Below are 12,448 nucleotides of genomic sequence, written 5' to 3' on the forward strand. Positions count from 1 at the left end.
CCAGCCTACCGCTCAGGGGTTCGCCGGAGGGGTGGCTCGTGACGGCTATCGGATCCGCCGGAACGACTTGGTGGAGAGATACGACGCGAGCCAGCGCAGCCAGTTGGTGGAGCGCCGCATGCCGCGCTGCACCGAGGCGGCAGACGTCCAGTACTCCTTGGCCCTTCCCTCGCTCGGGTCGCCGGGAGCGAAGACCAGCCAGTCGGCCTCCTTCGCCAGCCCGACGGGATCGCTGTTGTCGCGCAGGTTCGGGAAGTCCTCCTTGAACCCCTCGGCCTGCTCGGAGCGGGTGGCAGAGGCGGACGGCGAGCGTCCGACGTCGCGCGCCCTGTCGACCAGCTCGGACCATGCGCCCGCGATCCGGTTCGCCACGACAGGGTCCCCGCGGCGACGGGCGCGACGGCGCAGCTTGAGGCCGATGATCAGCACGATCGGCGCCACGATGGTGAGCAGCGGGATGCCGGTCAGCAGCGCGACGGCGCCGACCCGGGCCCAGTCGATCTGCTGTTCGTCATCGGGCGAGGCGGCCTGCTCGATCGGGAGCTGGTCGTCCGGCGGGGGCACCTCAGGCCGCATCGGCGGCGGGGGCGGGTTCTCGACGAAGGGCTGCTGCTCCGGCGGCTGCGGGGGGAGCACCTCGGGGAGGATGCGGTCCTCGTCGGGGGTCGGCCGGAAGGTGACCCAGCCGAGGTCCTTGAGGTAGAGCTCGGGCCAAGCGCCGACCTGCGCGCCGGAGATGGTCTGGCTCGCGCCGACCTCGTAGCCGTAGATGACGCGGGCGGGGATGTCGAGGCTGCGCGCCATGAGGGCCATTGCGACGGCGTACTGCTCGTGGTCGCCGACCATCGAATCGGCGGTCAGCAGGGTGATCAGGCGTCGCTCGGAGTGTCCGGGAAGCGAGAGCGCCTCCTTCTGGTCGAGCTGTCCGTGGCTGAAGTAACCCTTGCGCAGCTCGGCCTCGATGGCGAGGGCCGCGGCACCGGCGGTCGGCTGGGTGCCTGCCCAGGTCTTCGCCTTCGCGGCGATCTCCTCGGGGACGTTGACCATCTCGGGCAGCTCGAAGGTTCCAGCCTCGGCTGCCCGGATCTCCTCGACGGAGGGCTGCTCGGGGACGCGGGCCTGGAGCAGGTAGTGGTCGCCGCGCTCGAGGCGTGCGGTGTCGAGACCGGTGCCCGAGGAGCGGTTGTAGTAGAAGTTCTCCGACAGCGCGATGCGCCGCTCGCCGTCGAACTCGACGCCGGTGGTGCGGCCGAGCGTCGGCACCCAGACTCCGGAGTAGTCCTCGACGGTGACCGAGAGGGAGCGGTCGGTTCCCTCGGTGTCGTCTGCGATCCACTGGCCGACCCGGGTGAACGTCGTGGCCTCGACCGCCTTGTCGTCCAGCGACGAGACGGTGTAGCTGAGCCCGTCGTACTTGTCGAGGGTGGCGACCCGCAGCACCTCGTTCTCCTGCGCGCCTGCGACGGTGAGCAGGGTGTCCTCGCGGTTCTCGGTGATGTTGGCGCGGTAGGCCTGCAGCGGTGAGGCGTACTGCTCGAGGTCGATGGGCGGCTCCATCGCGGCGCGCAGGTTGTCGCGGTCCCCCGCCCCGGCGATCACCGGCACGAGCGCGACGGCGAGTGCCCCCGCGACGGCGAGCACGGCGACGCCGAGCAGGGCGCGCAGCGGCTTGAGCCGCGACGAGGTTCCCGTGGCGAGGCTGCCTCGCACGACGGCGCGCCGGTAGCTGGTCCACAGCAGCACGATCAGGAAGAAGGCCACGCCCACGGGAACGGGCTGAAAGGCGACCTGGGAGCCGACGATGACGCCGATCAGGTAGCCGAAGGCCGCAGGCACCCAGGCGAGCATCGGGGCGCGCGAGCGCAGCGAGATCAGGCCCCCGAGCAGGCCTGCGAGCAGGGCGACCAGGCCGGGCACGGTGAGCAGGTTGAAGGTCTCGCCGATCGGCGGGTCGAGGGTCAGCATGTCGCGCCACGCCGTGACGGGGCCGACGAGCAGCCCGAAGAGGGTGCGCGGCGTGGGGACGACGGCGGCGACGGTCGACGACGGCATGGCGAGCAGGCCGCCGAACAGGAACCAGGCGGCGAGCGCGATGCCACCGGTGACGATGGTGCTCAGGCGGCGCAGCGCCGAAAGCACCGCGATCCCCAGGCCGACGGCCCCGAAGCCGAGCACGGTGACGAACAGCCACGGCGTGCCGTAGACGGGGTAGAACGCGAGCGAGACGAGCCCGAGCAGCGCGAGCAGGGCGACGACATCGACGGCGAGCCAGATGCCCCGCTGCCGCTGGGAGCCGTCGGCGAAGGAGCTGTGTTCGGTGCTCACGCCCCGCTTGCCCGTCGTCATTCCATCGCCTTTCGCATGGCCCGTGGCAGGTCCTCGAGGTCGCCGAGCTGCATCACGGTCACGTTGCCCGCGGCGCGCACGCGCAGCTCGGTCCCCTCGTCGATCCGGATGCCGACGACGCGGGCGTCGACGTCGAACCGGGAGCAGGCCCGGCGCAGGGTGGCAAGGCTTGAGGACGACCCGGTGATCACGAACACGACCGAGGAGCCGGGGGCCCTGCGGATCGTGGAGTGGACGAGGTCGGAGATGCCCCCGCGCGTGCTCTGCTCCACCACCGACATCTCGTCGAGGGTCCTGGTGGGGGTGACCGAGGCGAGCGTGTCGCGGGAGGTGAGCAGGGTGAGCGGCGAGTCGGAAAGCAGCGTCTGGACGGCGACCGAGGCGGCAACCGAGATGCCCAGCTCGAACTCGTCCTCGTCGAGGTAGGCGGCCCGGCCCGTGTCGAGCGAGACGGCGACGCGCGACATGCGCGACTCCTCGAACTGACGCACCATCAGCTTGCCTGTGCGGGCGGTCGAGCGCCAGTGCACGTGGCGGCGGTCGTCTCCTGCGACGTAGGGACGCAGCGCGTGGAAGTTCATGTCAGAGGACGTCAGGTGGGTGCTCGCGTGCCCCTCGAGGTCGTGCACGAAGCCGGTCTGCCTGCCTGGAAGCGCGACGGTGCGGGGATGCACGTAGAGCTCGAGCTCGTCTGTCCACCTGCTTTCGCGGCCCGTGAGCGAGAACGGGTCGCCCTGCACGGAGTGCGCCGGGCCGACCGTGACGAGGCCGCGCCTGTCGGTGGGGATCCGGAAGCCGTCCGAGATCACCTCGCCCGGCCTGAGGCCGGGAAGCGAGAAGCTGGCCGCGCCCTCGCCGACGGGCAGGTCGAGCCGGGAGCCCCAGTGCCTGCGGGCCGACGCGTTGCGCACATGCAGCTGACCCGAGGCCCGCTCCCCCACGACGACCGAGCGGTCGGTCAGCTGCACCCACACCTCCAGCTTCGGGCGGCCGATGGTGAACAGCAGGCAGATCAGAACCGTCACGATGGCGAGCACGCCCACGACCGTGAACTCGAGCCAGCCGAACACGATGCCGAGCACCAGGCTGAGGATGCCGCCAAGCAGCGCGATCCAGCCGGCCGTGCGCATGCCGGTGACGTCGCAGAGGCGACGGTACGCGTTGCGGAGCCCCTGCGTCGAAGGCGGATCGACGACCTCAGGCGCTTCCCAACGCGGCTGGACGGCAGTTGTCATCAAGCGGGTTGACGCTCGGTCGGCGGGGGAACGCTTCCGACGACCTCGGCCATCACGTCGACGGCCTGGACGCCGTTGAACTCGGCCTCCGGGTCGAGGATCAGGCGGTGTGCCAGGCACGGGATCGCCAGCATCTTGATGTCGTCGGGGACCACGAAGTGGCGGCCGAGCGAGGCGGCCCACACGCGGGAGGCGCGCACGAGCGCGAGGGCGCCTCGGATGGAGACGCCGAGGCGGACGTCGTCGACGGTGCGGGTGGCGGCCGTGAGGCGGGCGATGTAGTCGAAGACCGAGGACTCGATGTGCACCGAGTTGGCCAGCTGGCTCATCTCGGCGACCTGGGAGGTCGAGATGACCGACGGGAGGGCCGTCGAGCGGGGGCGGCTGCCTCCGGTGGCGAGGATCCGCATGGTGGCCTCGTGGTCGGGGTAGCCGAGCGTCGTCTTCATCAGGAAGCGGTCGAGCTGCGCCTCGGGCAGCCGGTAGGTGCCCGCCTGCTCGATCGGGTTCTGGGTGGCAATCACCATGAACGGCTGTCCCACGGTGTAGGACTGGCCGTCGACGGTGACCCGCGACTCCTCCATGACCTCGAGCAGCGCCGACTGCGTCTTGGGCGAGGCGCGGTTGATCTCGTCCGCGAGCACGATCGAGGCGAAGATCGGCCCCTGGTGGAACTCGAACTCGCCGCTCTTCTGGTCGTAGATGGTCACGCCGGTGACGTCGGAGGGCAGCAGGTCCGGGGTGAACTGGATGCGGCTGTTGGTGCCCTGCACCGACTGCGCGAGCGCGCGGGCCAGCGTCGTCTTGCCTGTGCCCGGGTAGTCCTCGAGGAGCAGGTGCCCCTCTGCGAGGAGGCAGGTCACGGCGAGTCGGATGGCCTCGGCCTTGCCGATGATGACGCGCTCGACATTGCCGACGACGTTGGCGAAGTTCTCGCCAAACCAGCGTGCTTGTTCGGGGTTCATGAAGTCTCTCTGCTCAGAAGTCGTACTCGTAGGTGCTGCCGCCGTTGACGCTGCACTTCGCGGTCCCGCTGACGGCGGGCGAGGTGGTCGGGCCTGTGGTCGGGGGGGTCGGGATGGGGATGGCGGTGAAGTCGACCGTGCCGGAGAGCTTGCCGCTGGAGGCCGAAACGCTCTGGGTGGCGGTCCCGTCCTCGGCGTTGACGGCCGTCAGGACACACTGACCACTCAGCGCGTAGGGGAACGAGAAGGTGACCTTTCCCCCGTCGAGCTCCGGCTCCGCGACGCCGTCGATGAGACGCTCATACCGGACGGGGTCTGAGCCGCGAACCTTCCAGTAGATGAAGTTGGTCTCACCCGCCTCGAGCACCCGCGGGAGCGTGGAGTTGAATCGGCTACTGGGACACCCCCCTGCAAAGGTCGAGGTGCAGAAGGTGTAGGCGTCGATCCCCCACCCGCCCGTCTCAGTGAGCGAGTCCTTCATGTAGGCGCGGACCTTGTCGGGCAGCACCAGCTCGTAGCGGTCGACGGCCGGAGGCGGCGGGGCCTTCGTCTTCGGCCGCAGGTCGTTGCCGACGGTCCACGTGTTGGAGCTGGTGCCCGCCAGCTCGACCCGCACGCGCAGCGTGTAGTCCTCGCCGTTGGTGAGGCCAGAGATGGTGCCCGTCGGGCCGCCGAGATCGCGCCAGTCGCCGCCGTTGAGGGAGTACAGGTACTTCACCGGGTCGCCGGCGGCCACGTTGGACTCGATCCTGCTGATGCTGATCGACCCCTCGCCCGCCGTCGCCGTCACTCCGGTGACCTTCGCCTTGGGGTAGGCGATCTTCGGCGGGGACGTGACGCCGACATCGGAGGTGCCCGACCGGTTGGTCGCGGTGATCACGAAGTGGGTGGCCTTGCGGCCCATCCCGTACACGGGCGTGGAGTAGGCGGTCGTGGAGGAGGCCTTCAGCGCCACCTGCTTGGAGGTCTGGCGGGCGCCGTCGAAGACGGGCACCACCATGTACTCGGTGATGTCGGCTCCGCCGTTGTTCACGTTCGCGGTATTGAAGCTGACGGTGAAGCCGCCGCCGATCTCATCCTCGATCACGGTGGCCACCGGGGCCGAGTTGCCCGACGGGGGCGCCGAGGGCTTCTCGGGTACGGACGCGGGCGAGAAGCCCGACTTCTTGCCCGTCGAGTTGGTCGCCTCGACCTCGAACATGTAGCTGGTGCCGTTGGTCAGGCCCGGCCACGTGAACTCACGCACGTTCGGTGGCACCGTCTTGGTGCCTGTGGTGCCGCCGGAGATCCGGATCTCGTAGCCGGTGAGCGGGCTTCCTCCGTTGGGCGAGGTGTAGATCGGCTCGTGGGTCCAGGAGAGCGTGAGTTCTCCGTTGCCGAACTGCACGCTCGGCTGGCCGGGGACGCTCGGGTTGGTGTCGGGCGTCAACGGGGCTGAGGCGGGCGAGAAGTCTGAGTCTCCGACCTGGTTGGTCTCCTTCACCTTGACCGTCCACGGCACGCCGTTGGAGAGCCCTGCGATCTGGCAGGTCTGCGCCGAGCAGGTGCCGCTGACGTCGCCGCGGCCGGGCGAGCTGGCGACCGCGACGGCCGAAAGGATCTCGGAGCCGCCGTTGCCGTTGAGCTGTCGGTACTGGATGGTGATGGTGCCGTCGCCGGGCACGCCGCCGTAGGGGGTGGACGGCTGGCCGGGCTTGGCGATCACGTTGATCCGGATCTGTCCGGTGGTCTGCCTGTCCGGGTCGCCGGTGGCGTCATTGACGGTGTAGCGGGCGGTGAACATCCCGCTGAAGCCCTCCGCCAGCTTCACCGTTACCAGGCCGTTCTGCTTGTCGACGTTGGTGACCGTCCCACCGGGTCCGGTGGCGGTCGCCTCGACCAGGTTGACCTTCGGGTCGCCAAGCAGGTTCGACTTGTCGTTGCCTGTGACCGGGAGGGTGACGGTGCTGCCTGCGATCTGGTCGTCGAGGGTGTCGTCGGCCGTGGAGACGAGCGGGCGGGTCGAGCGGGTGACCTCGACGGTCACGGTGAAGTCGAGCTCGATCCCGTCGGCGTCGACGATGGTGCCCGCAAGGACCTTGTTGGTGCCCACCTTCGCCGTCTCGGGCGCCTCGGCCCTCAGCAGCTGCGCGTCGCGGGTGATCCTGACGTCGGCGTCGCCCGAAACCTCGCGGAGATCGCCGACGAGCGTCATGGAGCCACCTGCGCCGTCGGGGTCGCGGAAGAGGCTCAACAGGTCAAGCGTCCTCGGCCCCTCCCCTGCACCGACCTGCAGGCGCGGGTCCGAGACCACAGGGACCGGCGGTTTGCCCGCCGAGTCGGTCGGGCCCTCGTCGCTTCCGCCCTCGCTGACGGGGGCGGGCTGGACGTCGAGCGGGACGGTGATGACGCTTGTCTTTCCCGCCTCCTTGTTGTCGCCGGGGACGTTATCGCGGACCTCGAAGGCCACCGAGGCGGGGCCCTGGTGCCGCACGTCTCCCACGTACTCGACCCGGCCGGGACCCTCCGGGCGGGCGGTGCCCCAGGTGCCCCAGATCCGTTCCGCGTTGGTCACGGAAACGTCACGGCCGTCGACCCCGACCACGAGCTGGTTGACGTCGATCGTGAACGGCTGGCCAGCGGTCGGCTTGAGTTCCTTGTTCGGGTCCTTCAGGTAGGGCGCAACGTCGCGGCGGCCCGGCACGGTGACAAGGCCGTTGGTGCGGTTGTCGTCGGCGTCGACGACGGTGTAGCGGATCTGCTGCATGGCGTCCTTGACGGGGATGAGCAGGCTCTTGCCGTCCTCGTCCACACGGACGGAGTTCTCGGGGTCCTCCTCGGGATCCTTCACGTCGGGCACCTCGACGCGCAGGTCGTCCTTCGCGCCGTCGGGGTCGTAGTCGTTGTCGAGCACGCCGACCTTGACGAACTTCTCGTCTGCGATGGCGGCCGCGCCGACGCTGTCGTCGCGCGCGATCGGGGCGATCAGCTTCGCCTTCGGGTCCACCTCGACGATGAACTGGCCGTAAGCCTGCTCGCCGCGCACGTCCTGGATGGAGTACGAACCGGTGTAGAGCCCCTCCTCCTCGGGCGCGGTGAGCACGATCTCGCGCTCTTGCACCTCGGCCTTGATCCCGCCGTCCATCTCGATGGCTGCGCCGTTGGTGTAGCCGAAGTTGTCGCCATCGGCGTCGAAGTCGTTCTCCAGGGCGGAGATCCGCACCGGACGGCCGGGACGGACGCTGATCCGGTCCTGTACCGCGACGGGCTTCACGTTCTTGGGGTTGACGGGGACGACGCCGATGCGTGCCTCGCTGATGCCGGTCGCCCCGTGGGCGTCGACCACCTCGTAGGTGAAGGTGTCGGTGCCGGACTTGCCAGCGAATGCCTCGTAGGTGAGGTACTCGTCGCCGACGGAGGTGATCCGGCCGAGCTGCGGGCCGGAGGCGATGCCGACCAGCCGGACGGCGTCGCCGTTGGCGTCGAGGCCGCTGAGCGGAACCGCGATGCGGGTCTCGGTGCCCGCGAGCACGCGGTCGATCACCGGCTCGGGCTGGGGGGCCACGTTGTTGGCGTCCTCGGGGATGACCTCGACGTTGATCCGGGCGGGCGCCTGGTTCTGCTTCGCGTCGGCGACCCGGTACGGGATGCTCGTCACGCCTGCTGGGCTGCCTGCCGGGACGGTGACGCGCACGCGGTCCCCGTCGATCCAGGCGCGGTCCTTGAACGGGTTGTCTCCGAGCGACTCGAGGCTGAGCTTCATGCCGGTCGGTGAGGAGTCGTTCTCCAGCGGGGTGACGGTGGCGGTCGTGCCTGCGCGCACGCGGATCGAGTCGTTCACGGCGTTCGGCAACTGCGAGCCGCCCGAGGTGGGCACGACGACGATCCAACCGGTGACGATGGAGGATCCGTCGGAGATCGTGTATGGGAACTGGACCGGCCCGTCGAGCGGACGGCGCGCGGAGATCGTCATCACGTGGCGCCGCTCCATGACGACCTCGAGCGAGTCGGGGGCCTCATAGGTCTGGACCACGAGCACGTCGCCGTTGGGGTCGGTGTCGTTGAGCAGCGGGTCGAGGGTGACGGTGCCGTCCTCGGGAAGCAGCGCGACGTCCTGGGCGGCGACGGGGCGGCCGTCTGTCGACTCGGCGCGCACGTCGATGCGTACCACGCCGGTGGCGACCTCGCCGTCGACGATCGTGTAGGGCAGGTAGTAGACACCCGCCTTCGAGGCCGAGAACGTGAAGTTCTGCTCGCGGTAGTTGGTCTCGAGCCTGCACTCGGCGCAGCCCTCGATGGCGGGCACCTCGGTCAGCGTGGCCGTGCTGGAGATCTGGTCGTTGGCGAGCGGCTCGACCCGCACGGGCGTGGAGACGGCGGTGGTGACGAAGTCTCCGTAGGCGACCGGGGCGACCGGATCCTCCTTGACGACGATTTCGACCTCGCCCTTCGTGTCGCTCACCCCGTCGGAGACCACGACGTTGATCGTCTTGGGGCCGGTCTTCTTTCCGACGTCGATGAAGGTGATGGTGCCGTCAGGCGTGAACGAGACCATGTCGCCCACGTCGCCTGCGACCGAGGCGTCCTTGAGCATGAGCGGATCGCCGTCCGGGTCGCGCCAGTCGAGCAGCACCCGCTTGGAGACCTCGCTGTTGAGCTTGACCTGGAGCGGCTTGATGCCGCCGGGGCGGTCGACCGGGGTGGGCGCCTTGTTGACGCTGCGGTCGGCGGGCAGCACCTTCACGGTGGCGACCGCGGTGTCGGTGCCCTTGCGTCCGTCGTCGATCGTGTACTTGATCTCGTAGGTGCCGGTGGCCGCGCCCTCGAGCGAGATCTGCAGGCCCGCTCCGTTGTTGATCGGCTGCAGCGACATCCCGCTCTGGTCCTCCGACGCGATGATGGTGAGCACGTCGCCGTCTGGGTCGGTGTCGTTGTCGAGGACGTGCAGGATGGTGGAGGTGCCCGCCCGTGCGGACAGGTTCGGGTCGTCGTTGGCGACCGGCGGGCGGTTCTTCTCGGAACGTTCGGGGACGACGTTTGTCTCGGTGCTCTCCTGGTTGTCGTCCTCCTTCTTGTCCTCGGGGACGATGTTGCGCCAGTCCTCGGGGTGGATGATGAACATGTCCTTGTCGACCATCCACAGGGTGCCGTTGGAGAGGTCGTTGAGGGCGACGACGCCGCGGTTGACCTGGAAGTCGATGGCCGAGCCGTCGGAGGTGATGGACTCGATCGGGACGCGGATCGGGTCCTGGCCGCGGCATTTCTTGACGAAGGTGCCCTCGGTGCCCGAGACGCCCGCCCCGTAGACGCAGTCGCCGACCTGGACGGGCGCGACCGGGGCGTGGTCGATGCGGCCGCTGACCGACTCGAGCCCGTCGGTGGTGACGCGGTTGAGGCCCGCGGTGTTGGCGAAGATGGCGCGCGCGCCGTCCTCGCCGCCGAGCGCGGAGGCAGCGGGTTCCATGAGCTCCGCGGAGGCCGCCTCGGAGACGGGGAAGGCCTGATCCATGCCCTCGACCCAGATCCGCGAGGAGGTGCGGTCGAGCACGACCGCCTTGTTCCCGACGGCGGAGAGTTCGAGCACGGAGTCGGTCTCGAGTTGGAAGGGCAGCTGGGTGAGCGTCTCCTGGTCCCCGTCGTGACGCACCAGCGCGGAGCGGCCGGGGTCGAGTCCGATCACGTCGCCGTCCGCGGTGAGCGTCGCGATGCCTCCCTCACCGATCTCGAACTCGGGCTTCTCCTTGTCGAAGTCGAGCGCGAGCATCTTCTTCAGGTCGCCCGACCAGATGGCGCCCGACTCGGGCCGGTAGACCAGCAGCGTCTCGCCGACCAGCTGGACCCCCGCGTTGGGCGGCAGCTTCGTGGGCGAGGCGGTGATGTTGCGGGCCGCGTCGAACGCGACGAGGGAGGAGGACTGCGGAAGCAGGAGCAGGACGGTGTCGCCGCTCTGCAGCACTTCGGAGCGCTGGTCACCGATGGGCGCGGCGTTGGAGAGCTGCTTGATCTGGGAGTTGACCGTGCCGAGCAGCTCGTCGCCGCGGTTGATCGCGTAGACGTTGCCTTCGTCGAGCCGTACGTCGGCCTCGACGAGCCCAGGGCTCAGGTAGGCGGCGATGCCGAGCGCGATCGCGAGCACGGCGACGAGCAGTCCCTGCCATGACTTCCGCAGGAACCGCCCGATGAGTCGTAGGGGACGCGCAGTGTGACGCTCCAGCTTCTCCTCCGACACAGTTACCCCCTCAGCCGCGTGGCGGCTCGATACGTAGCGAGACGCCGTCGCCCAGGTCGAGCACGGTGCCGAGCTCCACCTGGACGGAGGCCCCGTCGCGAAGCGTGAACGGCGCCTCACCCGAAGGCAGCACGGTCGTCCCGTTGGTCGAATGCAGGTCGGTCACGTGCACGCCCCAGTCGCGGGTCGTGACGAGCAGATGGTTGCGCGAGATGTCGCTGCTCGGGCTTGGCACGCGCAGCAGGTACGCGCCGCCTGGGCCGTTGGCCGCGTCGGGCGCGCGCCCGATCACGACGCCGTCGACGATGTCTACGAAGTCGCCCTGGTTGGTGTGCACGCCGGCAAGGGTCGGGCGGCGGATCAGGCGCGGGTTCGACGAGTCGACCGGGCCCTGGCAGATGCGGCAGGTGCGCGAACCGGGCGGGTTGGCGTGGCCGTTGATGCACGGCACCGCCAGCACCTGCGGGTCCTGGCGCTGCTCAGCCTGCGGCGCGGGCTTGTGGGTGGCGGCAAGGCCGGTCGAGAAGATCGTGCCTCCGGCGTCGTCGTCGATCTCGCCGAGCTTCGGGGGGATTACGACGGGGGCCGAGCGCTGCGGGGCGACCGCTCCGACGGCTGCACCTGCGGCGGCCGCTGCGTCACCGACGGGTTGGTCCAACTCGGGCGCGACCGGGACGACCGCCTCGGGCGATGGCGGTGCGGCGATGGCACCGGCCGGGTCGGTGGCGTTGTCGAGCGGGAGCTCGTCGCCGAGGCCCGGGAACTCGGGGGCGGCCTCATCAATGGCGGGCTCCTGTGCCGCTTCCCCGTCGACGGGCGCCTCGTCCGGGGCGACGACGGGGCCGACGTCGGTCGCCGCGTCGTCGCTGTCCTTGGCGACCGGTTCCTCGGCGGCGACGAACTGCGCCTCCTCGGCCACGGCGGACTCCTCGGCCACGCCCTCCTCGACGGGGGCGGGGTCGACGATGTCGGTGTCGGAGGCGGGGGGCTCAGGGTTGGCCGCGGACGGCTCGTCGATGACGGTGACGGCCTCGACCGCCGGCTCGACTGCGTCGTCGCGTCGGCGCTGGCGGGGGCGGACGCCGAGCACGGGGATCTTCGGGAGGACGCCGAGCTGCTCGTAGCTGGGGAAGCGGACGAGGGTCTCGGGGTCGGTGGTCAGGTAGACGGCAGAGACGGAGGCGGCGCCGACCACGAGCGGAAGCTGCAGCACCTCATTGTCGTCGACGGGCTCGAGGTCGATGCGCAGGTGGCGCGTGCCGCCGAGGCTCTGTTCGTCCCAGAGCACCGAGCCGGTCCCTTCGAGGGCGACCTCTCCGGTGTCGGTGTCGACGACGCGGACCCGGCCGCGGCTGAGCCCGTGCAGGCCGTTGTTGTCCCAGAAGAAGGCTCCGAAGTCGGGCATCGCGTCGAGGCCGACCTCGCCGACGAGCTTGAGCAGCCCGTCCACGGATTCGGCGGCGACGATGTCGCTCCAGAGGTCGTTGATCAGCTTCGACGCCCGCGCCGGTGCGGGCAGCATGACCACGAACATCGTCGGTCCGGACAGCACCAGCCAGTTGCCGGGAGTGTAGGTCACTCGCCAGGCGGCCATGGGCAGCGTCATCTGATCCTCCTCAGGTGGGCACTAAGGAGAAGATTACGAGGTCACGGGGTCGAAACCTAAGCGTTGCGTGTAGTCGGCCGCCACGCTG

The 12,448-nt window shown here is 69.7% G+C and carries 5 protein-coding genes; all 5 read right to left on the bottom strand.

What is annotated here, in order from left to right; translation table 11 throughout:
* Positions 1 to 45 precede the first annotated feature (45 nt).
* From BW733_RS05675 to BW733_RS05695, 5 genes are read right to left on the bottom strand one after another with little or no spacing between them, the layout of a single operon-like run.
* Complete coding sequence (locus tag BW733_RS05675; RefSeq protein WP_077348698.1) at positions 46 to 2,346, bottom strand: transglutaminase-like domain-containing protein; 2,301 nt, start codon at positions 2,344 to 2,346, stop codon at positions 46 to 48.
* A complete protein-coding gene (locus BW733_RS05680) occupies positions 2,343 to 3,581 on the bottom strand; it encodes a DUF58 domain-containing protein (RefSeq protein ID WP_077348701.1) in 1,239 nt (412 codons plus the stop codon). Before BW733_RS05680 ends, BW733_RS05675 begins: the two co-directional genes overlap by 4 nt.
* Entirely contained in the window at positions 3,581 to 4,546 is a 966-nt protein-coding gene (locus tag BW733_RS05685) for an AAA family ATPase (RefSeq protein ID WP_077348703.1), read from the bottom strand. Before BW733_RS05685 ends, BW733_RS05680 begins: the two co-directional genes overlap by 1 nt.
* Positions 4,547 to 4,559: 13 nt before the next feature.
* The gene (locus BW733_RS05690; RefSeq protein WP_077348706.1) at positions 4,560 to 10,754 is read right to left on the bottom strand and encodes an Ig-like domain-containing protein; all 6,195 of its coding nucleotides are present in this window, start codon (positions 10,752 to 10,754) and stop codon (positions 4,560 to 4,562) included.
* Positions 10,755 to 10,764: 10 nt separating this feature from the next.
* Positions 10,765 to 12,360 (bottom strand): FHA domain-containing protein, encoded by a 1,596-nt coding sequence (locus tag BW733_RS05695; RefSeq protein ID WP_077348708.1) that lies wholly within the window; start codon positions 12,358 to 12,360, stop codon positions 10,765 to 10,767.
* Between the last annotated feature and the right edge of the window lie 88 nt (positions 12,361 to 12,448).

It is taken from the genome of Tessaracoccus flavescens, assembly GCF_001998865.1.
Classification (GTDB): Bacteria; Actinomycetota; Actinomycetes; order Propionibacteriales; family Propionibacteriaceae; genus Arachnia; species Arachnia flavescens.